A 25,297-nucleotide genomic window follows, 5' to 3' on the forward strand; every position below is an offset into this window, starting at 1 on the left:
CGCCACAGGTATCCAGAACCCTCACTCCCCCGCGATAAAACTCACCCGCACCTTCAACCCCGCCTGCTCGCCATCGTGCAGGCTGATCTGCGCCAGATGTGCCCGGCAAATCTCGCCCACGATCGCCAAGCCCAATCCTGAACCGGCCACCTGCTGATTGCGCCGATAAAACCGCTCGAACACCCGGTCGCGCTCATCCAGGGGAATGCCCGGCCCGTCGTCCTCCACCTCGAGGACCGCTGGCGCCAAGACCCGCAGGATCACATTGCCCCCCGGTGGCGTGTGGGCCAGTGCGTTGTCAACCAGATTGCTCAACAGCTCATTCAACAGGGTCGGTTCGCCCCGCAGCCAGATCGGCTCATCCGCCTCCAGCGCCAATGCCACGCCGCGCTTATGGGCCAGCGGCGCCATGGCCATGCCCAACTCCCGCGCCAGCTGGCTCAGGTCCAGCAATTGCGCGCCACCCTCGGCGATCGCCCGGGCACCGTTCTCGACCCGTGCCAGGGAAAGCAATTGATTGGCCAGATGGGTCAGGCGGTCGGTGCCCTGGGCCGCGGTATCCAGGGTGTCGCGCCAGACCTGTGGCTCGCTTGCGCGCAAGCCCAACTCCAGCCGCGCCTTGAGTGCCGCCAGCGGGGTGCGCAGTTCATGGGCGGCATCGGCAATGAACTGGGCCTGACGCTCGAACTGCCCGCGAAGCCGTTCGGTAAAGTGATTGAGCGCGCGCACCAGCGGCCACAGCTCACGCTGCACTTCAACCAGCGGCAATGGCCGAAGATCGTCGGATTGACGCTCTTCAACCGCCGTGCGCAAGCGTTCCAGCGGGCGCAGCGCGGCACTGACGGCGAACCAGACGATCATCAGCGCGCCCACCGCCAACATGCCCAGGCGCAGCAAGGTATCCGCCGCCAGGCTGCGGGCCATGCTGACCCGCGCCTCATCGGTTTCCGCCACACGGATTTCCGCCATGCCGTTCATGTTCGGCTCACTGACCGGCTTGAGCAGGCTGACCACCCGCACGTTTTGCCCGCGATACGTCGCATTGTAGAACCGCGCCAGCGCCGGATAGTCATCGGTGCGTGGCGTGCCTGGCGGTGGCGGTGGCAGGTTTTCGTAGCCGGAGATCAGCTTCTGATTGATGTCGTTGACCAGATAGAAAATCCGCCCGGCGCTGTCGTAGGCAAAGGTATCGAGGGCGACGTAGGGCACGTCGGCGCTGAGGCTGCCATCTCGTTGCGACACCCCCGCCGCGATGGTTCGCGCCGAGGCCAGCAAGGTCCGGTCATAGGCCGTGTCGGCGGCTTCGCGACCGTTCCAGTAGGCACTCAAGCCACTGGCAAGCATCAACACCACCAGCAGCAGCGCCAGGTTCCACAGCAAACGCCAACGCAGGCTGCTGGGCTTATGCATCGCGGCTTTCCAGCAAATAGCCCAGACCGCGAAAGGTCACGATGGCGACCGGTTGCCCGTCGAGTTTCTTGCGCAGGCGATGCACGTAGATTTCGATCGCGTCGGGGCTGGCCTCTTCGTCAAGACCGAACACCTGAGAGGCCAGTTGCTCCTTGCTCATCACCCGACCGGGACGGGCGATCAGGGCTTCGAGCACTGCCTGTTCGCGGGAGGTCAGGGTCAGCAGCTCCTCGCCGAGGGTAAAGCGCCGGGTGTCGAGGTCATAGGCCAGCACCCCGCAACGCTGCACCCGCTCGCCACCCAGCACACTGCGACGCAGCAGCGCCTTGACCCGGGCTTCGAGTTCGGTGAGCTCGAAAGGCTTGGCCAGGTAATCATCGGCGCCGAGGTTCAGCCCGTGGACCCGGTCCTTGACGTCACTGCGCGCGGTCAGCATCAGCACCGGCAGGTTCTTGCCCCGGGCCCGCAGGCGCGCCAGCACTTCAAAGCCATCCATGCGCGGCAGGCCGACATCGAGGATCGCCATGGCGTAGTCCTCGCTGCCCAGCGCCAGGTCGGCCGCCACGCCGTCGTGCAGCACATCCACGGTCAGACCGGTGCTCTTGAGCGCCTGGGCGACACTGTCGGCGAGCTGCAGATGGTCTTCGACGAGCAGGACACGCATGGATCTTTACCTCATTCAGGGATGGTCGACGCCATTCTTTGGCGCGGAGTTTACAGCGGCATCCGCTGCTGTGAAGCCTGAAAAGCCGTGAAAGCCCGATGAAAGGTTAGTGAAAGGTTCGACCGCTAGAGTCGGAACACTGATGGTTTCTACCGTAGTCGTCAGGTGCTTTGAAATGTAGCTCCCGAAAAACGCCTCGATGCGTTTTCGCCAATAAGAACAATAACGAGGTACTTCGCCATGCTGACCGCCCAGCGCCATGCTCGCTCGCGCCATCCCCTTTCCCGCTACTCATCGTTTACGCTCGCCAGCGCCGATATCGGCTGCGCGAAGCGAAACCGCCGCATCTGAAATTCCCCCAAAAACAACAACTCCTGTGGAGAAAAAAATGAATCGATCACTGCGCCGTTTCGCCCTCGCCGCCAGTTGCGTGCTGTTTGCCGGTCAATTGATGGCCGAACCCAAACGCCCGGAATGCATCGCGCCGGCCTCGCCCGGCGGTGGTTTCGACCTGACGTGCAAACTGGCGCAAAGCGCGCTGGTCAATGAAAAGTTACTGACCAAACCGATGCGCGTGACCTACATGCCCGGCGGTGTCGGCGCGGTGGCGTACAACGCGGTGGTCGCCCAGCGCCCTGCCGATGCCGGCACCCTGGTGGCCTGGTCCAGCGGCTCGCTGTTGAACCTGGCCCAGGGCAAGTTTGGCCGGTTCGATGAAACCAACGTGCGCTGGCTGGCCGCCGTCGGTACCAGTTACGGCGCCATCGCAGTGAAAAGCGATTCGCCCTACAAGAACCTGGACGATCTGGTACAAGCCCTGAAGAAAGATCCGAGCAAAGTGGTGATCGGTTCCGGCGGTACCGTCGGCAGCCAGGACTGGATGCAGACCGCCCTGATCGCCAAGGCCGCCGGCATCAACCCTCGCGACCTGCGCTACGTCGCCCTCGAAGGCGGCGGCGAAATCGCCACTGCCCTGCTCGGTGGCCACATTCAGGTCGGCAGCACCGACATCTCCGACTCCATGCCACACATCCTCAGTGGCGACATGCGTTTGCTGGCGGTGTTCTCCGACAAGCGTCTGGACGAGCCGGAAATGAAAGACATCCCGACCGCCCGCGAGCAAGGCTACGACATCGTCTGGCCGGTGGTGCGCGGCTTCTACCTCGGGCCAAAAGTCAGCGATGAAGACTATGCATGGTGGAAAGACTCCTTCGACAAACTGCTGGCCTCGCCCGATTTCGCCAAGCTGCGGGATCAGCGTGAACTGTTCCCGTTCGCCATGACCGGCCCGGAACTGGACACCTACGTGAAGAAGCAAGTCGCGGATTACAAAGTGCTGGCCAAAGAGTTCGGCTTGATTCAGTGATCGTCTCTGTCTAGCGGCCGCCGCCCCGTTTTGCGGGCCGCGGCCCAGGAGTTTGCCATGCTCTTGCAACGTCTTTTTGCTTCGGTGCTGTTACTGGTCTGCCTCGGCCTGGCGCTGATGGCCTGGCCGTACCAGGCGGATTATTCCTACGAACCGGTGGGGCCTCGGGCCTTCCCCTTGCTGATGCTCGGCCTGATGGGTTGCGCGCTGCTGTACATGGTGTTTCGTCCGACACCCATCGTGCACAGCGAAGACGACCCGAAGCTGGACCGTGAAACCCTGAACAAGATCGGCATCTGCATCGTTTTGCTGTTGATCTTCGCCGGCCTGTTCGAGCCCCTGGGCTTCATCCTCAGCAGCATGTTGATCGGCATCCCGATGGCACGTCTGTACGGCGGTCGCTGGCTGCCCAGCATCGTGGTCACCACGCTGATGGCGGTGGGTCTCTACCTGCTGTTCGACAAGTTGATGGACGTGCCGCTGCCCCTGGGCCTGCTCGACGTTCTGGAGAACTGATATGGATACGCTTGGCTATTTGGGTCAGGGCTTCGGCGTCGCGCTGAGCCCGTACAACCTGGTGACCGCCCTGTGCGGCACCCTCATCGGCACCGTCGTCGGCCTGTTGCCGGGCCTGGGCCCGATCAACGGCGTGGCATTGCTGATCCCGATCGCCTTCGCCCTGGGCCTGCCACCGGAATCGGCGCTGATCCTGCTGGCGGCGGTGTACCTGGGTTGCGAATACGGCGGCCGGATCAGTTCGATCCTGCTGAATATTCCCGGCGAAGCCTCCACCGTGATGACCACCCTCGACGGCTACCCGATGGCCCGCAAAGGCCTGGCCGGTGTTGCGCTGTCGCTGTCGGCCTGGAGCTCGTTCATCGGCGCGTTCATCGCCACTTGCGGCATGGTGCTGTTCGCCCCGCTGCTGGCCAAATGGGCGATTGCCTTCGGTCCGGCGGAATACTTCGTATTGATGGTGTTTGCGATCGTCTGTCTGGGCGGCATGGCCGGTGACCGTCCCTTGAAGACGTTCATCGCCGCGCTGATCGGCCTGTTCCTGTCCACCGTCGGCATCGACGCCAACAGCGGCGTGTACCGTTTCACCGGGGACAACATTCACCTGACCGACGGCATCCAGTTCGTGGTGCTGGTCCTGGGCCTGTTTTCGATCAGCGAAATCCTCTTGCTGCTGGAAAAAACCCATCGTGGTCAGGAAGCCGTGAAGGCCACCGGGCGCATGATGTTCAACCTCAAGGAAGCGTCGGCAGTGTTCGTGGTGAACATCCGTTGCGGCGTGTTCGGTTTCATCATGGGCGTGCTGCCAGGCGCCGGCGCCACCCTGGCCAGTGCCGTGGCCTACATGACCGAAAAACGCCTGGCCGGCGCCAAGGGTACCTTCGGCCAGGGCGACATGCGCGGCCTGGCGGCACCGGAAACCGCCATCGGCGCTTCGGCCTGTGGCGCCCTGGTGCCGATGCTGACCCTCGGCGTGCCTGGTTCGGGTACCACGGCGGTGATGATCGGTGCCCTGTCGCTGTACAACATCACGCCAGGCCCGATGCTGTTCCAACAGCAGCCGGACATTGTCTGGGGGCTGATCGCCTCGTTGTTCATCGCCAACATCATGCTGGTGATCCTCAACATTCCGATGATCCGCATTTTCACCCGCATCCTTTCGGTGCCGAACTGGGCCCTGGTGCCGGTGATCGCGATCATCACCGGGATCGGTGTCTACGCGGTGCACGCCACCACGTTCGACCTGTTCCTGATGGTGGGCATCGGCATCTTCGGTTACATCCTGCGCAAACTGGATTTCCCGCTGTCGCCGGTACTGCTGGGGTTCATCCTCGGTGGCCTGATGGAGCAGAACCTGCGTCGCGCACTGTCGATTTCCAACGGCGCGCTGGAAATCCTCTGGTCGAGCCCCATCACCTTCGGTGTCTGGGTACTGACCGTGGTGATGCTGCTGGTGCCGATCATACGTATCTGGCGCAAACGTTCGGTTGCCCGGCGCGCCATCGCCGATGTCTGATCGAACACCTTTCAAAATGTGGTGGGGCACGCCGCTGGTCGGCGCGCTGGGCGGCTACCTGGCCAGCCAGATCGGCTGGCCGCTGCCATGGATGGTCGGCTCGTTGCTGGCGATCATCCTGGTGCGCTGCCTGACACCCTGGCAATTGGCGGAAATCCCTGGCGGGCGAAAGTGTGGCCAGTGGGTGGTCGGGATCGGGATCGGCCTGCACTTCACCCCAGTGGTGATGGAGCAGGTGCTGGGGCATTTCGGTCTGATTTTCTTCGGGGCCCTGGTCACCAGCCTATCGGCGGTGGTCGGGGTCTGGCTGATGCGCCGTACCGGCGAGGATCGCGCCACGGCATTCTTCTCCAGCATGCCCGGAGGTTCCGGGGAGATGGTCAACCTTGGCGCCCGCAATGGTGCAGTACTCAGCCGGGTGGCTGCCGGCCAGAGCCTGCGGGTACTGGTGGTGGTGCTGTGCGTGCCGGCAGCGTTCAAATACCTGCTGGGCGACGGCACGCCGATCTCCCATGCCGGCAGCATCGATTGGCGTTGGCTGGCGGTCCTGTTTCCCGCAGGCGCTTTGATGGCCTGGATATGGGAGCGCCTGCGTCAGCCCAACCCCTGGCTGTTCGGGCCGTTGCTGGTCAGTGCGGCGGTGAGCATCGGCTGGGATCTGCACATCGGTTTGCCCAACGGCGGCAGTCAGATCGGCCAGTGGCTGATCGGCAGCGGCCTGGGCTGTCACTTCAACCGGCAGTTTTTCCGCCGGGCACCGTCGTTCATGGGCCGCACCTTGATCGGCACGGTGTTGACCATGTTGATCGCCACGGCGGCGGCACTGGGCTTGAGCGCCCTCACCCACCTGGATCTGCGGTCGCTGACCCTGGGCATGATGCCTGGCGGGATTGCGGAGATGAGTTTAACGGCAGAGACCCTGCAACTGTCGGTGCCGCTAGTGACGGCAATGCAGGTGATGCGGCTGTTGTTCGTGCTGTTCCTGGCGGAGCCGTTGTTCAAGTACTGGAACCGAAATCCAGAGTAAGGACCGAGTTGAATTCATCGCCAGCAGGCTGGCTCCCATAGGTTTTGCAAACACCGCAAACCAATGTGGGCGCCAGCCTGCTGGCGATGCTTTTCACAGTGGCGGCAACCGCCACTCAATCGGCGTCTCGCCATTCTGCTCAAGAAACTTGTTGGTCCGGCTGAAGTGCCCGCACCCCAGAAAGCCGCGATAAGCGGACAGCGGCGACGGATGCACCGAGGTCAGCACCAGATGCTTGGTCGCATCGATCAGCTTCTGCTTGCTCTGGGCATGCGCGCCCCACAGCATGAACACCAGGTGCGGCTGCTGCTGGCTGACCACTTCAATGATCCGATCGGTAAAGAACTGCCAGCCCTTGTCCTTGTGCGCGTTGGCATTGGCGCGCTCGACGGTCATGGTGGTGTTGAGCATCAGCACGCCCTGGTCGGCCCAGCTCTGCAAGTAACCATGGTTGGGGATGTCGATGTTCAGGTCGCGCTTGAGCTCTTTGTAGATGTTCAGCAGTGACGGTGGCGCCGGTACGCCCGGCTGCACCGAGAAGCACAAGCCATGGGCCTGGCCCGGGCCGTGATAGGGGTCCTGACCGAGGATGACCACCTTGACCTTGTCCAGCGGCGTGGAATTGAGTGCGTTGAAGATCATCGGGCCCGGGGGATAGATTTCCTTGCCGGCCGCCCGCTCCTGTTGCAGGAAATTACGCAACTGCGCCATATACGGCTGGTCGAATTCGGCACGCAGGGCCTCCTTCCAGCTCGGTTCGAGTTTGATACGGTCATCGGCAGTCATGGTTACATCCGGCAAAAACAATGGGGCGAACCCTAAGAAGGCCCACCGCGCTTGTCAATTGATCTGACACAGTGGCGGCACTTTCCCCCACAGCGATCATACTTAACCCTCAAATTCCCGAGCGAGGTCACGATGAATCTGCACTTCGAAGAACTCACCGGCACCGACGGCGCCCGCATCGGCATCGCCAGCCTGGACGCGGAAAAGTCGCTCAACGCCCTGTCGCTACCGATGATCAGCGCCCTGCGCGACCGGCTCGACGCCTGGGCCAAGGACCCGCAAATCGTCTGCGTTCTATTGCGCGGCAACGGCGCCAAGGCCTTTTGCGCCGGCGGCGACGTGCGCAGCCTGGTCGAAGCTTGCCGCGCTCATCCCGGCGAAGTGCCGCCCCTGGCCGCGAACTTCTTCAACGCCGAATATCACCTGGACTTCAGCCTGCATACCTACCCCAAACCGCTGATCTGTTGGGGCCACGGCTATGTGCTGGGCGGCGGCATGGGCCTGTTGCAAGGGGCGAACATTCGGATAGTCACGCCCAGCAGTCGGTTGGCGATGCCGGAGATCAGCATCGGTCTGTACCCGGACGTCGGCGCCAGTTGGTTCCTGTCTCGCCTGCCCGGCAAGCTCGGCCTGTTCCTTGGCCTCACCGGCGCCCATATGAACGGTCGTGATGCAATCGATCTGGACCTGGCCGATCGCTTCCTGCTCGATGAACAACAGCAAGCGCTGATCGAAGGCCTGCTGCAGTTGAACTGGCAGGAACAGACGCCGATTCAGCTCAACAGCCTGCTCAAGGCGCTGCAACAGGAAGCCGCTGCGCAGTTGCCCGAAGCCCAGTGGCTGCCGCGACGCCAGCGCATCGATGAACTGCTGGATGTCAGCGATGTGCGTTGCGCCTGGAAGGCCATCAGCGCCCAGGTCGATAGCAGCGATGCCTTGCTCAGCCGCGCTGCGCGGACTATGAGCGAGGGCTCACCGCTCACCGCGCATCTGGTGTGGGAACAGATCATCCGCGCCCGGCATCTGTCCCTGGCACAGGTTTTTCAGATGGAATACACCCTGAGCCTCAACTGCTGCCGTCATCCGGAGTTCAGCGAGGGGGTGCGGGCGCGGTTGATCGACAAGGATCAGAAACCGCATTGGCATTGGCCGGATATCAACACGGTGCCGGATGCGGTAGTGGAGGCGCACTTCCATAAAGTCTGGGAAGGGCGGCATCCGCTAGCCGATCTATCGGAATACTGAACAAAATGTGGGAGCGGGCTTGCTCGCGAAGGCGGCGTGTCATCACACAACAATGTTGTCTGACACGCCGCCTTCGCGAGCAAGCCTGCTCCCACAGAGAGATAGGCGTTTAAACCGGATTATCGGTGATCGCCACCCCGGCCATCATGATCACCGCGCCCATCGCGGTCACCTCGACCGCCGCGATGGTTATTGCGTCCTCCATGATCGTTGTCCCAATCACCTCGGTTGCGACCATCCCAGCCGCGATTTTGATAGGCGCGGTAGTCAGGCCGCGCCTGGTAGTACCTGGGTGCCGGTTGATAAACCCGAGGCTGGCTGTAATACCGCGGGGTAGGCTGGTAATACCTGGCGGGCGGCGCGTAATACCGGCGAGGGGGTGTGTAGTAGCCTCCGTTTGAATAATAAGGCCCGCCGCCCGAGTAATACGCCGGGGCTGGCGAGGTATAGACCTCGGAGCTGTAATAGCTGGATCCTTCATCGTAGTAAGGCACGCACCCAGCCAGGGTCAGACCCGACACAGCAACCAGTAGAATTTTTCGCAGCTGTTTTAGACAGAGCATGGCGGCCTCCTGGACCGCGAGTGAGCCACACCAGCGACGCTGGCAGGCGACAATCGATCATTCGTTGACTGTCGAAACATCTGACATCGAATTCGGAATCTGGTGCGTTCCTGTAACAAGTTGAAACATCTGGCCGATGAAAGGTTTTTCATCTATTCACCGGCTGATTAGTGATGCCAGCCACGATATCCACCGCCGTAATAACGCGGCCCGTGCCCGCCCCAGTTGTAGTAGCGATAGCCACCGTAAAACCGCGGTCCGCCGTAGTAATAACGCGGGCCATAGTAGTAGGAATATGGCGCGTAGCCGGGATAGTAATAGGGCGAGGAGTACACATCGTAGCCACCGGCGTAGTAATAGCAGCCGGACAAGCCCAAACCGAGAACGACACCCAACAGCAGTCGACGAAACATGGCGGCCTCCTGAAAGACCCGCAGCCGGTACAGGCCGACTGACACCTGTTTGGACTCGCAAACAGCCATCAAGTGCGCCGCCAAGCCAACCTTCGGATCAGTGGCGGACGCGGTCCAATGCGGTGCATTCACGCACCATCACAAGGCAAGCCCTCCTCGTCCGCAATGGCACCCATCGCGCGCCCGCCCGCGCCAGAGCCTTCCCGGCGACTTGGCACGGCTCTCGCTTTAGCAAACCCGTGCAGGAGTCATCACAGGTTCGCGGCACCACAATTTGCAATGGCTGACTAGGGTTCCGGCTCGCAATCGCGAGTGACTGGTCCGAGAGTTGGCGACCTCCAGTTGAGGTTACACGGCGGGACAAAAGCCCGGGAGACAAGCCACCGTTCGCGGTGCCGCGTTGCCTTCCTGTCCGCCCTCGATCAACTGGAGAATCCGACATGTCCCGACTACGTTTCCCCGCCCTGCTCGCCGCTGCGTTCGCAGCCATGCTCAGCACCCCATCCCAGGCCGCGCAAAAAGACCACTTCAGCGTCTGCTGGACGATTTATGCCGGCTGGATGCCCTGGGAATACGCCGGCAGCCAGGGCATCGTCGACAAGTGGGCGAAGAAGTACGGCATCAAGATCGATGTGGTGCAGCTCAACGATTACGTCGAATCCATCAACCAGTACACCGCCGGCCAGTTCGACGGCTGCACCATGACCAACATGGATGCGCTGACCATTCCGGCGGCCGGTGGCGTCGACAGCACCGCATTGATCGTCAGTGATTTCTCCAACGGCAACGATGGCATCGTGCTCAAGGGCGACGGCAAGACCGTCACTGACCTCAAGGGCATGGACGTCAACCTGGTGGAACTGTCGGTTTCCCACTACCTGCTGGCCCGGGCCCTGGATTCGGTGGACCTCACCGAGAAAGACCTGAAAGTGGTCAACACCTCCGACGCCGACATCTCGGCCGCCTTCAACACCGATCAGGTCAACGCCGTCACCACCTGGAACCCGATGCTCTCGGACATCAAAGCCAAGCCCGGGGTGACCGAAGTCTTCAACTCCAGCCAGATCCCCGGCGAAATCATGGACATGATGGTGGTCAACAGCGCCACCCTCAAAGACAACCCCGCCCTGGGCAAGGCGCTGACCGGCGCCTGGTTCGAAGTGGTGGAGTTGATGAACGCGAAAAACGCCGCCAGCCAAGCCGCCCTCGAACACATGGCCAAGGCCTCCGGCACCGACCTGGCCGGTTTCCAGGCGCAACTGGACACCACCAAATTGTTCGCCACGCCCAAGGAAGCCTTGGCGTTCTCCACCAGCAAGCAACTGCCGGACACCATGCGCAAGGTTGCCGAATTCTCCTTCCAGCACGGCTTGCTGGGTGAAGGCGCCAAGGACACCAGCGCCGTCGGCATGGCCTTCGCCAACGGCGTGACCAGCGGTGACAAGGGCAACCTCAAGCTGCGCTTCGACCCCAGCTACGTGCAAATGGCTGCCGACGCAAAGCTGTAAGAAGAGGACCTGGCCATGCGCCTGATCAATCGTCACCCCGATAGCCCAAGTCGCCTGTTGCTGGTGATCCTGCCGTTCGCCCTGGTGCTGTTCGCCTACTTCATGGGCTCGGCCGAGCGGCTGGCGGACAACCCCAACGACAAGCTGCTGCCCAGTGCCGTGCAGATGACCGACGCGGTGAAACGCCTGGCGTTCGTCGCCGACAGCCGCACCGGTCAATACCTGCTCTGGCAGGACACCGCCTCCAGCCTGGGGCGCCTGGCCATCGGCCTGGGCATCGCCGCACTGGCCGGGCTGTGCCTGGGCATGGCGGCCGGCACCCTGCCGTTGTTCGGCGCACCGTTGTCGCCGTTGCTGACGGTGCTGTCGATGGTGCCACCGCTGGCGATCCTGCCGATCCTGTTCATCGTCTTCGGCCTCGGCGAGTTGTCGAAAGTGATGCTGATCGTGATCGGCATCACCCCGGCCCTGGCCCGGGACCTGGAACAGCGCGCCCGGGAAATTCCGGTGGAGCTGCTGATCAAGGCACAAACCCTCGGGGCCTCGACCTGGACCCTGATGCTGCGGGTGGTGCTGCCGCAATTGCTGCCGCGCCTGTTGATCTCGCTGCGGCTGATGCTCGGCTCGGCGTGGCTGTTCCTGATCGCCGCCGAAGCCATCGCCTCCACCGACGGCCTCGGTTACCGGATCTTCCTGGTGCGCCGCTACCTGGCGATGGACGTGATCCTGCCCTACGTGGTGTGGATCACCTTGCTCGCCTGGTTGATGGACTGGGGTCTCAAGCGCCTGACTCAGCGTGCGTTCCCCTGGTACGAAGGAGCACGGGCATGAGCTTCATCACGGTGAAAAACGTCTGGCAACAGTACGCCGATCAGGTGGTGCTCGAAGGCCTGAACCTGAGCATCAACGAAGGTGAGTTCTGCACCCTCGTCGGGGCCTCCGGTTGTGGCAAATCGACTTTCCTGCGCCTGCTGCTCGGTCAGGAAAAGGCCAGTCGAGGCCAGATCCTGCTCGATGGCCAGGCTTTGGCCGGCGAACCGGATGCCAGCCGTGGCGTGGTGTTCCAGCGCTACTCGGTGTTCCCGCACCTGAGCGTGCTGGACAACGTGGCCCTGGGTCTCGAATTGCCACGCTCGCCCCTGCTGGGCCGCCTGTTCGGCAGCGCCAAAAAAGACGCCCGCGAACACGCCGCGGTGCTGCTGCACAAAGTCGGCCTCGGCCACTCGCTGGACAAGTACCCGGCGCAGTTGTCCGGCGGCATGCAGCAACGCCTGGCCATCGCCCAGGCGCTGATCATGAAACCCCGCGTGCTGCTGCTCGACGAACCCTTCGGCGCCCTCGACCCGGGCATCCGCAAAGACATGCACGCGCTGCTGCTGGAGCTGTGGCGCGAGACACAACTGACGGTGTTCATGGTCACCCACGACCTGTCCGAAGGGTTCAGCCTCGGCACCCGTTTGCTGGTGTTCGACAAGGTTCGCGTCGACCCGCACGCCCCCGGTGCCTATGGCGCGCGCATCACCTACGACATCCCTTTGAACAGCGACCGCCGCACCCAGCGTGCCGCCGTCGACGCCCTGCCGATCCCGTTGGCAGGCACGCTTCGCATCGCTTAGAGGAATACTGAAATGACTGATTCGACCCAACTGTTCCCGCCCTTCGCTGAAGAAATGCTGCCCGGTGGCGGTCACCGCTCCTTCGTCTTGAAACGCGGCCAATTGCTGCGCCTGACCGATATTCGCGGCGGCGCCAACGTCAGCCTGACGCTGCTCAACGCCAACGAGAAAACCGAGCGCCTGAACCTGCCCGACAGCCTCAAATGCCAACACACCGCCAAGCTCACTGCCGGTCATTGCCTGTACTCGGACATGGGCCGGGTGCTGGCGGCGATCACCGCCGACACCTGCGGCTGGAGCGACAGCCTCGGCGGTGTGCTCTGCGCCCAGGAAGTCGCGGAAAAATACGGCGCGGGCCGTTATCAGGAACTGCGCAACGGCTTCTTCCGCAATGGCACCGACAACCTGCTGGTGGAACTGGGCAAGTGGGGTTTGGGCCTCTCGGATCTGCTGATGACCCTCAACCTGTTCAGCCGCGTGAACGTCGATGACGCCGGGCGCTTCCACTTCGTCGAAGGCAACTCAAAGGCCGGCGACTACATCGAGTTGTATGCGCCGATGGACACCCTGGTGGTGCTCACCGCCCTGCAACACCCGATGGACCCGGCGCCGGAGTACGCCCCCAAGCCCCTGAAGCTCAGCTGGATGAACGCCGACGCCAGCGTCGCCGAACATTGCCGCACTTCGCGCCCGGAAAACGAGCGCGGCTTCATCAACACCGACCGTCTGTTCGCCTGAGGATCGCTGCCATGTCACTCGCCATTGTCACCACTGAAAAGCAGCCAGAAGCCGCCATCTATCGCGCCACCATCCCCGCCGGCGAACCCTGGCTGATGGAGGTCAAGGCCGGCCAGACCCTGCGCATCCTCGACCTGGAAGGCAACCAGGCCGTCGATACCCTGTTCTACAGCGTCGCCAACCCCAAGGAACGCTACGACGTGCAACGCACCCTGCGCCGGCAGAACAGCGTGTACCTGAGCACCGGCAGCGTGCTGTATTCCAACCTCGGCAAGCCGATGCTGACCATCGTCGCCGACACCTGCGGGCGCCACGACACCCTCGGCGGCGCCTGCGCCCAAGAGAGCAACACCGTGCGCTACGCCCTGGAAAAACGCTACATGCACAGCTGCCGCGACAACTACCTGCGCGCCTGCGTGCACGATGGGCGACTGGGCAAGGGCGACATCGGGCCGAACATCAATTTCTTCATGAACGTACCGGTCACCGCCGACGGTGGCCTGACGTTCGAAGACGGGATTTCCGCCCCGGGCAAGTACGTCGACCTGCGGGCCGAGATGGACGTGATCGTGCTGATTTCCAACTGCCCGCAACTGAACAACCCCTGCAACGCCTACAACCCGACCCCTGCGGAGCTCTTGGTATGGAACTGAAACTGGCGCGGTTGCGTAAATGGCTGTTCGCCCTGTGCCAGGCCCGTTCCGGGCAGTGCCTCAAAAAGTAAAAACACCGCATCCCCATTGTGGGAGCGGGCTTGCTCGCGAAAGCGGTGTGTCAATAAATACAGATGTCGACTGACACACCACCTTCGCGAGCAAGCCCGCTCCCACAGGGGTCGGTGGTGTGCTGAAGAGAATTGATTCTGCCGCCGGGGACGACCCCGGCGCTCATCGAAAAACTGCGGGACGGCCCGCATCCCCTTCAGGGGTTATGCCATGTTCGAAAAAGTCCTGATTGCCAACCGTGGCGCCATCGCCTGCCGCATCCTGCGCACCTTGCGTGAACTGAGCGTCCAGGGCGTCGCCGTTTACTCCGAAGCAGACATCGCCAGCCTGCACATCCTGCAGGCCGATGAGGCCCACAGCCTCGGCGAAGGCGCGGCCGCCGGCACCTATCTGGCCGTGGACAAGATCCTCGCCATCGCCAAAGCCAGCGGCGCCACGGCGATTCATCCCGGCTACGGTTTCCTCTCGGAAAACGCCGCGTTCGCCGAAGCCTGCGAAGCCGCCGACATCGCCTTCATCGGCCCGACGCCGGAGCAACTGCGGGTATTCGGCCTCAAGCACACCGCACGCGCCCTGGCCAAACAACACGGCGTGCCGATGCTCGAAGGCACCGAGCTGCTGGAAAGCCTCGACGCGGCGTTGATCGCCGGCGAACAGGTTGGCTACCCGGTGATGCTCAAGAGCACCGCCGGCGGTGGCGGCATCGGCATGCGCGTGTGCCGCAGCGCCGCCGAGTTGAGCGAGTCCTTCGAGGCGGTAAAACGCCTGGGCCAGAACAATTTCAGCGACGCCGGGGTGTTCATCGAGAAGTACATCCAGCGCGCCCGGCACCTGGAAGTGCAAGTGTTCGGTGATGGCGCCGGTGAAGTGATTGCCCTCGGCGTGCGCGACTGCTCGGTGCAGCGCCGCAATCAGAAAGTCCTCGAAGAAACCCCCGCGCCCAACCTGCCCGACGGCATGGCGCAAGCGCTGTGCGCGGCGGCGATCAAACTGGCCAAAGCGGTGAACTATCGCAGCGCCGGCACCGTGGAGTTCGTGTTCGACAGCGATGCCCAGCGTTTTTACTTTCTGGAAGTGAACACCCGCCTGCAGGTCGAGCACGGCGTCACCGAACAGGTGTGGGGCGTGGATCTGGTGCGCTGGATGATTGAACTGGCGGCCGGCGATCTGCCGCCGTTGAGCCTGTTGAGCCAGGGCTTGAAAGCCGAGGGCCATGCCATTCAGGCGCGGCTGTACGCCGAAGACCCGGGTCGGGATTTCCAACCGAGCCCCGGCCTGCTCACCGCCGTGAATTTCCCGGTGGCCGATGGCAAACAGTTGCGCATCGACACTTGGGTCGAGGCCGGTTGCGAGATCCCGCCGTACTTCGATCCGATGATCGCCAAGGTCATCAGTTGGGCACCGACCCGTGAAGAGGCCCGCGCCGATCTGCATCAGGCGTTGGGCGACAGCGCGCTGTACGGCGTGGAAACCAACCGCGATTACCTGCGGCAGATTCTGCTCGATGCGCCGTTCGCCAGCGGCCAGCCCTGGACCCGGTGCCTCGAAGGCCTTGTGTATCAGGCCAATACCTTCGAAGTGCTCAGCGCCGGCACCCAGACCAGCGTTCAGGATTATCCAGGTCGCCTTGGCTACTGGGCCGTGGGCGTGCCGCCATCAGGACCGATGGACAGTCGCGCCCTGCGTCTGGGCAATCTTTTGCTGGGCAACGACGAAGGCGCCGCCGCGCTGGAAATCACCATGAGCGGGCCGTTGCTGCGCTTCAATTGCGATGCGGTGGTGGCGGTGACCGGGGCAGTCATCCCGCTGACGTTGAACGGTGAAGCCGTCGCCATGAACACGGCGCTGTTGATTCCGGCCGGCGCCACCTTGAGCCTGGGCACCATTGCCGGTGCGGGCGCGCGCAGCTATCTGTGTCTGCGAGGCGGTCTTCAGGTGCCGGATTATCTGGGCAGCAAAAGCACCTTCACCCTGGGCCAGTTTGGTGGCCACGGTGGCCGTGCTTTGCGCGCTGGCGACGTGTTGCATGTGCCTGCGCTGACCGATCGCAGCGCCGGTGAGCAACTGCCTGATGTCGCCGAGCTGCCAGCCGTGCGGCAAATCCGCGTGATCTACGGCCCCCACGGCGCGCCGGAGTACTTCACCGAAAGCTACATCGGCACCTTCTTCGCGACCCAGTGGGAAGTGCATTTCAACTCCAGCCGCACCGGTGTGCGCCTGATCGGACCGAAGCCGGAATGGGTGCGTGCCGATGGCGGTGAAGCGGGCCTGCATCCGTCGAACATCCATGACAATCCGTATGCGATCGGCGCGGTGGATTTCACCGGGGACATGCCGGTGATCCTGGGGCCGGATGGCCCGAGCCTGGGTGGGTTCGTGTGCCCGGTGACGGTGATCGAGGCGGATCTTTGGCAACTGGGCCAACTCAAGGCTGGCGACAAGGTGCAGTTCCAACCGGTCGACCTCAAGACCGCTCGCCATCTCGCACACCACAGCCTTTGTGGCGAGGGAGCTTGCTCCCGTTCGAGTGCGCAGCACTCTCAATGCGGCATGTCTGGAGGAAACGGGTTGCAGGGATTGGGGGCGCTGCGCACCCCAGTGCGAGCAAGCTCGCTCGCCACAGGTCATCTCCTCCCACAGGGTCTTGTGTCGCCTGTGGTTTTGGATATTGGTCAGGGGGATACGCGGCTGGTTGCGAGGCTGTCGGGCGACACCCACCTGCTCCTGGAAATCGGCGCGCCTGAACTGGACCTCGTGCTGCGCTTTCGCGCCCACGCCCTCATGCAGGCGCTGGAAGCCAAGCACCTGCACGGCGTCATCGACCTGACCCCGGGCATCCGCTCGCTGCAAGTGCACTACCAGCCCGAGCAACTGCCGCTGGCCGATCTGCTGGGCATCGTCGCCGGTGAATGGGACGCGGTGTGCGCCGCCAAGGACCTGCAAGTGCCCTCGCGCATCGTCCACCTGCCGCTGTCCTGGGACGACCCGGCGTGCCAGTTGGCGATCGAGAAATACATGACCACCGTGCGCAAGGACGCTCCCTGGTGCCCGAGCAACCTGGAGTTCATCCGCCGCATCAACGACCTGCCCAACCTCGACGAAGTGCAACGCACGGTGTTCGACGCCAGCTACCTGGTGATGGGCCTGGGCGACGTCTACCTCGGCGCCCCGGTGGCCACCCCGCTCGACCCGCGGCATCGCCTGGTCACCACCAAATACAACCCGGCCCGCACCTGGACCGCGGAAAACTCGGTGGGCATCGGCGGCGCCTACATGTGCGTGTACGGCATGGAAGGCCCCGGCGGTTATCAGTTTGTTGGCCGCACCCTGCAGATGTGGAACCGCTACCGCGAAGTCGCCGCGTTCGATGGCAAACCCTGGTTGCTGCGCTTCTTCGATCAGATCCGTTTTTATCCAGTGAGCGCCGATGAACTGCTGCGCATCCGCCGTGATTTCCCGTTGGGGCGCTTCGAGCTGAACATCGAGCACAGCCAACTGAATCTGGCGGATTACCAAGCGTTTCTGGCGAAAGAAGCCGAGACCATCGCTGCGTTTCGCCAGCAACAACAAGGCGCATTCAACGCCGAGCGCGAGCGCTGGATTGCCAGCGGCCAGGCGCATTTCGACAGTGAAGAAGCGGCCCCGGAATCGACCGAAGACGCCCCGTTGGAGAACGGTGAACTGAGCGTCGACAGCCACATTGCCGGCAACCTCTGGCAGGTTCAAGTGGAAACCGGAAGCCGGGTCGAGGCCGGCGACGTGCTGGTGATTCTGGAGTCGATGAAGATGGAAATCCCCCTGCTCGCCCCTATGGCCGGCGTGGTGCGCGAGATCCGCGTGCAGCCGGGTTCGCCGGTGCGCGCCGGACAGCGCGTCGTGGTGCTGGAACTCGCCTGAACCCATTTCGAAAAGGACAACCCCATGAACATCAATCTGCAACTCGACGCCCTGCGCAGCGCCTACCGCGACGGCAGCACCACGCCCCGGCAATTGCTGCTGAGCCTGCGGGACAAAGCCGCGGCGCTGAACCCGGACTATCACCTGTTCATCCACTTGCTCAGCGTCGAAGAACTGGAGCCCTACCTGGCCGCCCTCGATGGCCGCGATGTCGACAGCCTGCCGCTGTACGGCGTGCCCTTCGCGATCAAGGACAACATCGATCTTGCGGGCATTCCCACCACGGCGGCTTGCCCGGCATTTGCCTATGTGCCGCAGCAGTCGGCGACCATCGTCGAGCAGTTGTTGGCGCTGGGGGCGATTCCGCTGGGCAAGACCAACCTCGATCAGTTCGCCACCGGCCTCAATGGCAGTCGCTCGCCCTATGGCGCTTGCCCCAACAGCGTGTTGCCGGAGTATCCATCGGGTGGTTCCAGCGCGGGATCTTCGCTGGCGGTGGCCCTCGGCGTGGCGAGTTTTTCCCTGGGTACCGACACGGCAGGTTCCGGTCGGGTGCCGGCGGCGCTGAACAATCTGGTGGGGATGAAAGCCAGCAAAGGGCTGATCTCCACGGCGGGCGTGGTGCCGGCCTGTCGCACACTGGATTGCGTCACGACCTTCACTGCGACTGCGCGGGAGGCCAGTCAGCTGCTGGCGCTGACCGCACGCCTCGATCCACGGGATGAATACAGCCGCGCCAATCCGCTGTGGAATGACGGCTCGGCCTTCGGTGCTCTTCGCCCCTTCCGTTTCGGCGTGCCCCGTTCGCAAGACCTGGCGTTTTTCGGCTGCACCGAAGGCCCATTGCTGTTCAGTGATGCCGTGGCGCAACTCCAAGCCCTGGGCGGCGAAGCCGTGGAGCTGGACCTGTCGCCCTTTCTCGAAGCCGCGCGCTTGCTCTATGAAGGCCCATGGGTCGCCGAACGCTACAGCGTGGCCGGTGAACTGATGGAGCAGAACCCCGAAGCCGTGCTGCCGGTGATTCGCGCCGTGCTGGCCAAGGCGCCGGCGGTGACTGGCGTGCAAACCTTCCGAGCCCAGTATCGGCTGCAAGCGTTGAAAGCGCTGTGCGACCAGGCGCTCGAAGGGCTCGATTGCGTGATCACACCCACCATCGGTCGCCCCGTGACCCTGGCCGAGCTGGAAGCCGAGCCGGTGCTGCGCAATTCGGAGCTGGGGTACTACACCAACTTCATGAACCTGCTCGACTACGCCGCCATCGCCGTGCCGAGCGGTTTCATGGCCAACGGCTTGCCGTGGGGCGTGACGTTGTTCGGTCGGGCGTTTACCGATCAGTATCTGTTGAGCGTGGCGGATGCCTTGCAGCGTCGCTCAGCGGTGGCCGCCCCCACTACGGTCGCGCGCAATGATCGTGCCCGGCTGGTGGTCTGCGGTGCGCACCTGGACGGCCTGGCGCTGAACTGGCAACTCAAGCAACGCGGCGCCCGTCTGCTGGAAACCACATTCAGCTCCCCCGACTATCAACTCTATGCCTTGGCCGGCGGCCCGCCGTTTCGTCCGGGGATGGTGCGGGTCAAGGAGGGCGGCGTGGCAATCGCCGTGGAAGTCTGGGAATTGCCGAGCAGCGAGTTGGGCTCGTTCCTGACCGGCATCCCGGCGCCGCTGGGGCTGGGCAAGGTGCAACTGTCCGATGGGCGCTGGGAGAGCGGGTTCATCTGTGAGCCGTACGGCCTGGAGGGTGCGTTGGACATCAGCCACCTCGGCGGCTGGCGCGCCTACCTCAAAACCCTGCATTGATCCTGTAGGAGCGAGCATGCTCGCGATGGACGTCAACGATGACGCGGGCATCCTGATTCCCCGCGGTGTCCTTGAGTGCATCGCGAGCGTGCTCGCTCCTACAGTCAGCACAGGGGCGACCATTCGCGGCGCACAGGGAGCAGTCATTTTCCGCCGTTACCACTAGAATGCAGGCCATCGGATCATTGCCAACGGAACTGTCATGCCGCTTCGCTCGCCGCTGTATTCTCAACGCTCGCTGATCCTCACGCTGGTCGCTTTGCTGGGCGCGGGTTTCCTGGCCACCTCCTTGCTCAGTTACTACGCCTCGCGAGCGTCGATCCGCGACAACATCGTCAACACCGAACTGCCGCTGACGTCGGACACCGTCTATTCGGAAATCCAGAAGGACCTCGTCCGGCCGATCCTGATTTCCTCGATGATGTCCCGCGACACCTTCATGCGCGACTGGGTGGTCAACGGCGAACGCGACGCCGAGCAGATGACCCGCTACCTCAACGAGGTGATGACCCACTACGGCGCCTACACCGCCTTCTTCGTCTCCGACACCAGCCTGACCTACTACCACGCCAAAGGCGTGCTCAAGCAGGTCAAGGCCACCGAACCGCGCGACGCCTGGTACTTTCGCGTACGCGACATGAAGGATCCCTACGAGATCAACGTCGACCCGGACCTCGCCAACAAAGACAACCTGACGGTCTTCATCAACTACAAGGTGTTCGACTACAACAACCGCTTCATCGGCGCCGCAGGTGTGGGGCTGACGGTCGATGCGGTGATCAAGCTGATCGACAAGTACCAACAGCATTACCAACGCAGCGTGTATTTCGTCGACACCTTCGGCCGCCTGGTACTCACCGGCGCCGAGGGCGGCCCGCAAGGCGCCCGGGCCGGCCAGCCGCTGAGCGAACTCGACAGCATGAAAAACCTGGTCAGCCAGTTGCCCAAGCCCCACAGCGGCAGCTACGAATATTCCGGCCAGGGCCAAGGGCATTTCCTCAACGTGCGGTTCATCCCGGAGCTGAACTGGTACCTGTTCGTCGACAAACTCGAAGACGGCGACCTCAGTGACATCCGCCGTTCCCTGTACCTCAACCTGTTGATCTGCCTTGTCGTCACACTGACCGTGATCGCCCTGCTCAACCGGGTGATCAAGCGTTATCAGAGCAAGATCCACGCCCAGGCCACCCTCGACAGCCTGACCGAACTGCCCAACCGCCGCGGCTTCGACCTGCTGGCCGCGCAAGCCATGCACGAGGCCCAGCGCGAGCCCAAGCCGCTGACGGCGCTGCTGCTGGACCTGGACCATTTCAAAGCCCTGAACGACAACTACGGCCACCTGGCCGGCGATCAGGTGCTGATCGGCTTCGCCCGGGACCTGGAAAGCTGCCTGCGTCACTCCGACATCGTCTGTCGCTGGGGCGGTGAAGAGTTCATCGTGCTGCTCAAGGACACCGACGGCGAGACCGGCCTGATGATTGCCGAGAAGATTCGTCGGCATGTGGAACAGCAGCGCTATGCCTACAACGGCAGCGACCTGCAACTGACCGTCAGCATCGGCCTGACCACCCTGCAACCCGACGACAGCTTGCACGCCCTGCTATCGCGGGCCGATCATGCGATGTACCGGGCCAAACAAAGTGGTCGCAACCGTACCTGCGTGGAAATGCCTCACTCCAGCTATGAACCCGCCTGACCTCTGCCCCGCCTGTGGGGCGCCGAACAATTGCACCCTGGCCGATCCGCGAACCGTCGATCGGGCCTGCTGGTGCTTCAGTGTCAGCATCGATCCGGCCGTGCTCCAGGCGCTGCCGCCCGAACTGCGCAACGCCGCCTGCCTGTGCCCGCGCTGCGCCGAGGTCGAGGCGCAGCTGCAAGCAGCCAACCCGCCGATCAAGTAAGATGCGCGGCCCTTTGTTCACCGATCCTTGAGCCATGCGCGTCGACCGTTTCCTCAGCAACTTGCCCCGCTTCAACCGTCAGCAGGTGCGCCTGTTGCTGGTGGAAAAGCGCGTCAGGATTGACGGAAAAGTCGTCAGCGACCCCCATTCGGAAGTCCGTGAGTTCAGCCGCGTCGAAGTCGATGACGAGGTCCTGCAGGTCGGCAAACCGCTGCGCCACTTCATGCTGCACAAGCCCGCCGGTTGCGTCAGCGCCACCCGCGATCCGCAGCACCCGACCGTACTCGATTTGATCCATGAGCCGGACAAGGACGACCTGCACATCGCCGGCCGCCTGGACTTCAACACCACCGGCCTGATGCTGATCACCAACGACGGCAGCTGGTCGCGGCGCCTGACCCAACCGCAGACCAAGCTGCCGAAGGTCTACTACGTCGAAACCGAGCATGTCATCGGCCCCGAGTACGCGCTCACGTTCAAGGAAGGTCTGTACTTCGCCTTCGAGGACCTCACTACTCAACCCGCCGAGCTGGAACTGCTGGGCCCGAAATCCGCGCGGCTGAGCATCGTCGAGGGTCGTTACCATCAGGTGAAGCGCATGTTTGGCCACTTCGACAACAAAGTGCTGCGCCTGCATCGCGAACGCATGGGTCCGCTGGTGCTCGATACCACGCTGAAACCGGGCGAATACCGCCCCCTGAGCGTCGATGAGATCGAATCGATCTAAGCCCCCTACCGCTGAGCAGAAGTTGTCGAACAATTTACCAACGGCACTTGCGCAATGATGTGACCCCTGCTTGAATCAGGACGTCGGCCGAATTGTGACCGACGAGTCACAACATACTTCTAAGAAACTTTTTGCCGGTAGGAACCCATGGGTTTCCGGCCTCACCCGGCAAACTGCCCGCCAATAACAACACCCGTCGACCGGACTGCACTGGATCGACATGGGCCTCCAAAATTCCAGGCATATGCCTACCTGTCACAAAGCTCGTGCAATCTCTTTTGCGCGCATACCCGCTTGCCAGGAGTCTTATGACATGAGGCCAGAAATCGCTGTGCTGGATATACAGGGTCAGTATCGGGTTTACACGGAGTTCTATCGCGCAGACGCCGCAGAGAAGACCATCATCTTGGTCAACGGCTCGATGGCCACGACTGCGTCGTTTGCTCAAACCGTGAAAAACCTGCATCCGCAGTTCAACGTGGTGTGCTACGACCAGCCCTACGCGGGCAGGTCCAAGGCCCACAACCTGCACGAAAAATTGCTGACCAAGGAAGTCGAAGGGCAGATCCTCCTGGAGCTGATCGACCACTTCGCCGCCGAACACGTGCTGTCGTTTTCCTGGGGTGGCGCCGCCACACTGGTCGCCCTGGCCCAACAGCCACGGCGCATCGAAAAAGCCGTGATCAGTTCGTTCTCCCCGGAGATCAACGCGCACATGCTCGACTACCTCGAGCGCGGCGTGGACTACCTCGGCAGTCGCGACGGCGACCGGGTCGGCAACCTGGTGAACAGCACCATCGGCAAACACCTGCCAACGCTGTTCAAGCGCTTCAACTATCGCCACGTCAGCAGCCTGGCCGATCACGAATACGGGCAGATGCACTTTCACATCAGCGACCTGCTGCACAGCGATCGCCAATGCTTCTTGAAAGCTGCGCAAAAGATCAACGTGCCAGTACTGTTCATGAACGGCGAATGGGACGAATACACCGCCGCCGACGGCGCCCGGTTGTTCGCCAACCACGTGCAACACGCCACCTTCACCACCCTTGAAGCCACCGGCCACTTTCTCGACATGGAACACAAAGCCGCCTGCCGAGACAGCCGCAACGCACTGCTGGGGTTCCTGAAGCCGGCGCAACACGAAAGCCGACCGCGTTACCACTACGTTCAGGACCACCATGCATTGTCCATCTGAAACAGCGTCATCGCGAGCAAGCCTCCCGCCCCTTACGTAATCCCGTAAGAGCGAGGCTTGCCCGCGAATGACCGTCACATGGCCTTCGCTTTGTTTCACCCGCGCTAAACCCATCTGGCGCAAAGAAAAACTTCATTTCCCCGCGCACATCTGGTACAAAGTCACCGCTCTGAGCGGGTGTCGTATAATGGCATTACTCCAGCTTCCCAAGCTGATAACGAGGGTTCGATTCCCTTCACCCGCTCCAATCACATTTTTGTCTCACGTCGTTTTTTGACGGGGGATGCAGGTAAAGAAAAAACCGGCTTTGATGGCCGGTTTTTTTGTGGGTGCAGTTAATGTACTGGCGGCGAGGGGTGAGGCGTGGGCCTTACGATCAATAATGCCGTTACTGATGCCCATGCTTGGGATAAATGAAGGAGCACCCCATGAAACCCAGATCCAAAAAGCTATGCACGAGCCCATTCGCAGACTTCATTCGTAATGCAAAATCGAAAGAAAAAAAGCGCGTTTACATTGAAGTGCTGATTGAGGCTACCAGGAAGCAGAATGATGTGTTGCTGGCGGCACGTGAACAGCAGGGCTGATTACATTACTGGATTTCAAAAGCCCGGCTGAGTCAGACGGTTTGAAGATCAGTCTGAATGATGGCCGGTTTATTTGTGTCTTTAACTGGCTGAATGGAGTTGTAAATCCCTTCCCTCGTCGGCTGATCGACCAGCAAGTGTTTAGGTACCCCGTAGGTTATCTCCTGAGCTCGTTAACGTTTTTAAGAAAAACCGCCGATTTATTATCAAATTTCAGCCGGTACTAGCTTTTTCAAACCAGACCAGGACGCGAACCACCATGATTTCACGTTCGTCTGGTCCAGCCCTCCCAGGCTCCCCTGCACCTTGTAAACACACCTCGCCTAGCTAAGCTCATTGGACTTCGTCGTCGACGAAGCCTAACCAGAGGAAAAGTCATGAAAATACTCATGGTACTGACCTCCCATGACCAACTGGGAAACACAGGGGAAAAAACCGGCTTCTGGCTGGAGGAGTTCGCCGCTCCCTACTACGTGTTCAAGGATGCAGGCGTGGATATTACGGTGGCGTCGCCCAAGGGCGGCCAGCCTCCGCTTGATCCGAAAAGCGATTCGCCGGACTTTCAGACCGCTCCCGGTGATCGCTTCAAGAGCGATCCCGCGGCGCAAAGGGTGCTGGCCAACAGCGAGCGCCTGTCTGAAATGTCCGAAAAGAATTTCGATGCGATTTTCTATCCGGGCGGGCACGGTCCCCTGTGGGACCTGACCAACGACAAGGATTCCATCGGCCTGATCGAACGAACCTATGCGGCCGGCAAGCCTGTCGCCATGGTTTGCCATGCGCCGGGTGCGCTGCGCTACGTCAAAGGCCCGGACGGCCAGCCTCTCGTCAAAGGCAAGAAGGTCACGGGGTTTACCAATACCGAAGAGGAAGCGGTGCAACTCACCAACGTCGTGCCCTACCTGGTCGAAGACGCGCTCAAGGCAAACGGCGGAATTTTCTCCAAGGGTCCCGACTGGCAATCCTATGTGCTGGCCGACGGCAACCTCATCACCGGGCAGAACCCGGCATCGTCTACGGCAGGTGCGCAAAAGCTACTGGAGGTGTTGCGCAAGTAACAAAAAGCCCCTTGATTCACATCAAGGGGCTCCGCGACC

General features: G+C 62.2%; 23 protein-coding genes, 1 tRNA gene and 1 riboswitch. Of the genes, 19 read left to right on the forward strand and 5 right to left on the reverse strand.

All coding sequences use genetic code 11. The features are described 5' to 3' along the window. Positions 1 to 21 precede the first annotated feature (21 nt). Positions 22 to 1,410, reverse strand: a complete 1,389-nt coding sequence (locus B0W55_RS10055; RefSeq protein ID WP_077045849.1) for a sensor histidine kinase — start codon at positions 1,408 to 1,410, stop codon at positions 22 to 24. Beyond that, complete coding sequence (locus B0W55_RS10060) at positions 1,403 to 2,074, reverse strand: response regulator (protein WP_077045850.1); 672 nt, start codon at positions 2,072 to 2,074, stop codon at positions 1,403 to 1,405. Before B0W55_RS10060 ends, B0W55_RS10055 begins: the two co-directional genes overlap by 8 nt. Before the next feature lie 388 nt (positions 2,075 to 2,462). Here B0W55_RS10060 and B0W55_RS10065 point away from each other — a divergent pair, with 388 nt between their 5' ends. The 4 genes from B0W55_RS10065 to B0W55_RS10080 are packed head-to-tail and all read left to right on the forward strand — an operon-like array spanning position 2,463 to position 6,499. Continuing rightward, positions 2,463 to 3,440: a tripartite tricarboxylate transporter substrate binding protein gene (locus B0W55_RS10065; RefSeq protein WP_077045851.1), complete on the forward strand. Its 978-nt coding sequence runs from the start codon at positions 2,463 to 2,465 to the stop codon at positions 3,438 to 3,440. Between the two features lie 57 nt (positions 3,441 to 3,497). Beyond that, positions 3,498 to 3,956, forward strand: a complete 459-nt coding sequence (locus B0W55_RS10070; RefSeq protein WP_077045852.1) for a tripartite tricarboxylate transporter TctB family protein — start codon at positions 3,498 to 3,500, stop codon at positions 3,954 to 3,956. A gap of 1 nt (position 3,957) precedes the next feature. Continuing rightward, on the forward strand, positions 3,958 to 5,472 hold the full coding sequence (locus tag B0W55_RS10075; protein ID WP_077045853.1) for a tripartite tricarboxylate transporter permease: 1,515 nt from the start codon (positions 3,958 to 3,960) through the stop codon (positions 5,470 to 5,472). Beyond that, positions 5,465 to 6,499 (forward strand): AbrB family transcriptional regulator, encoded by a 1,035-nt coding sequence (locus B0W55_RS10080; protein ID WP_077045854.1) that lies wholly within the window; start codon positions 5,465 to 5,467, stop codon positions 6,497 to 6,499. Before B0W55_RS10075 ends, B0W55_RS10080 begins: the two co-directional genes overlap by 8 nt. Before the next feature lie 93 nt (positions 6,500 to 6,592). Here B0W55_RS10080 and ung read toward each other — a convergent pair whose 3' ends face one another. Next, positions 6,593 to 7,285, reverse strand: coding sequence for a uracil-DNA glycosylase (gene ung / locus B0W55_RS10085; RefSeq protein WP_077045855.1), 693 nt, complete (start codon positions 7,283 to 7,285; stop codon positions 6,593 to 6,595). A 132-nt stretch (positions 7,286 to 7,417) separates the two neighbouring features. Here ung and B0W55_RS10090 point away from each other — a divergent pair, with 132 nt between their 5' ends. Then, positions 7,418 to 8,530 carry an enoyl-CoA hydratase/isomerase family protein gene (locus tag B0W55_RS10090; protein ID WP_077045856.1) on the forward strand — a complete coding sequence of 371 codons (1,113 nt, stop codon included), beginning with the start codon at positions 7,418 to 7,420 and terminating at the stop codon, positions 8,528 to 8,530. A gap of 119 nt (positions 8,531 to 8,649) precedes the next feature. On the opposite strand, the gene B0W55_RS31105 is transcribed toward B0W55_RS10090, so the two are convergent. Both B0W55_RS31105 and B0W55_RS10100 read right to left on the reverse strand, forming a co-directional pair. Next, positions 8,650 to 9,093, reverse strand: a complete 444-nt coding sequence (locus B0W55_RS31105) for a hypothetical protein (RefSeq protein WP_077045857.1) — start codon at positions 9,091 to 9,093, stop codon at positions 8,650 to 8,652. A gap of 167 nt (positions 9,094 to 9,260) precedes the next feature. Further along, positions 9,261 to 9,506: a hypothetical protein gene (locus tag B0W55_RS10100; RefSeq protein WP_077045884.1), complete on the reverse strand. Its 246-nt coding sequence runs from the start codon at positions 9,504 to 9,506 to the stop codon at positions 9,261 to 9,263. Positions 9,507 to 9,782: 276 nt separating this feature from the next. Further along, a riboswitch (guanidine-I (ykkC/yxkD leader) is annotated at positions 9,783 to 9,883 on the forward strand. 63 nt (positions 9,884 to 9,946) lie between these two features. Here B0W55_RS10100 and B0W55_RS10105 point away from each other — a divergent pair. The 14 genes from B0W55_RS10105 (at position 9,947) to B0W55_RS10165 (ending at position 25,258) form a co-directional block, all read left to right on the forward strand. Beyond that, a complete protein-coding gene (locus B0W55_RS10105) occupies positions 9,947 to 11,014 on the forward strand; it encodes a putative urea ABC transporter substrate-binding protein (protein WP_077045858.1) in 1,068 nt (355 codons plus the stop codon). A 15-nt stretch (positions 11,015 to 11,029) separates the two neighbouring features. After that, the gene (locus B0W55_RS10110) at positions 11,030 to 11,845 is read left to right on the forward strand and encodes an ABC transporter permease (RefSeq protein ID WP_077045859.1); all 816 of its coding nucleotides are present in this window, start codon (positions 11,030 to 11,032) and stop codon (positions 11,843 to 11,845) included. Further along, positions 11,842 to 12,630 (forward strand): ABC transporter ATP-binding protein, encoded by a 789-nt coding sequence (locus B0W55_RS10115; protein ID WP_077045860.1) that lies wholly within the window; start codon positions 11,842 to 11,844, stop codon positions 12,628 to 12,630. Before B0W55_RS10110 ends, B0W55_RS10115 begins: the two co-directional genes overlap by 4 nt. A 12-nt stretch (positions 12,631 to 12,642) precedes the next feature. Continuing rightward, entirely contained in the window at positions 12,643 to 13,368 is a 726-nt protein-coding gene (locus B0W55_RS10120) for an urea amidolyase associated protein UAAP1 (protein WP_077045861.1), read from the forward strand. Positions 13,369 to 13,379: 11 nt separating this feature from the next. Beyond that, on the forward strand, positions 13,380 to 14,021 hold the full coding sequence (locus B0W55_RS10125) for an urea amidolyase associated protein UAAP2 (protein WP_077045862.1): 642 nt from the start codon (positions 13,380 to 13,382) through the stop codon (positions 14,019 to 14,021). A gap of 282 nt (positions 14,022 to 14,303) precedes the next feature. After that, positions 14,304 to 17,990, forward strand: coding sequence for an urea carboxylase (gene uca / locus B0W55_RS10130; protein WP_077045863.1), 3,687 nt, complete (start codon positions 14,304 to 14,306; stop codon positions 17,988 to 17,990). A gap of 24 nt (positions 17,991 to 18,014) precedes the next feature. Continuing rightward, entirely contained in the window at positions 18,015 to 19,787 is a 1,773-nt protein-coding gene (gene atzF / locus B0W55_RS10135; protein ID WP_077045864.1) for an allophanate hydrolase, read from the forward strand. A gap of 202 nt (positions 19,788 to 19,989) precedes the next feature. Next, positions 19,990 to 21,483 (forward strand): sensor domain-containing diguanylate cyclase, encoded by a 1,494-nt coding sequence (locus B0W55_RS10140; RefSeq protein WP_077045865.1) that lies wholly within the window; start codon positions 19,990 to 19,992, stop codon positions 21,481 to 21,483. Continuing rightward, complete coding sequence (locus tag B0W55_RS10145; RefSeq protein ID WP_077045866.1) at positions 21,470 to 21,688, forward strand: cysteine-rich CWC family protein; 219 nt, start codon at positions 21,470 to 21,472, stop codon at positions 21,686 to 21,688. Before B0W55_RS10140 ends, B0W55_RS10145 begins: the two co-directional genes overlap by 14 nt. A gap of 34 nt (positions 21,689 to 21,722) precedes the next feature. Then, the gene (locus B0W55_RS10150) at positions 21,723 to 22,415 is read left to right on the forward strand and encodes a pseudouridine synthase (protein ID WP_077045867.1); all 693 of its coding nucleotides are present in this window, start codon (positions 21,723 to 21,725) and stop codon (positions 22,413 to 22,415) included. Between the two features lie 313 nt (positions 22,416 to 22,728). Then, a complete protein-coding gene (locus tag B0W55_RS10155; protein ID WP_077045868.1) occupies positions 22,729 to 23,613 on the forward strand; it encodes an alpha/beta fold hydrolase in 885 nt (294 codons plus the stop codon). A gap of 173 nt (positions 23,614 to 23,786) precedes the next feature. Then, positions 23,787 to 23,860: transfer RNA gene (locus B0W55_RS10160), tRNA-Gly, on the forward strand. Between the two features lie 181 nt (positions 23,861 to 24,041). Further along, positions 24,042 to 24,200: a hypothetical protein gene (locus B0W55_RS30755; protein ID WP_175645489.1), complete on the forward strand. Its 159-nt coding sequence runs from the start codon at positions 24,042 to 24,044 to the stop codon at positions 24,198 to 24,200. Between the two features lie 377 nt (positions 24,201 to 24,577). Next, positions 24,578 to 25,258 (forward strand): type 1 glutamine amidotransferase domain-containing protein, encoded by a 681-nt coding sequence (locus B0W55_RS10165; protein ID WP_077045869.1) that lies wholly within the window; start codon positions 24,578 to 24,580, stop codon positions 25,256 to 25,258. Positions 25,259 to 25,297 lie beyond the last annotated feature (39 nt).

It is taken from the genome of Pseudomonas sp. KK4, assembly GCF_001984065.1.
Classification (GTDB): Bacteria; Pseudomonadota; Gammaproteobacteria; order Pseudomonadales; family Pseudomonadaceae; genus Aquipseudomonas.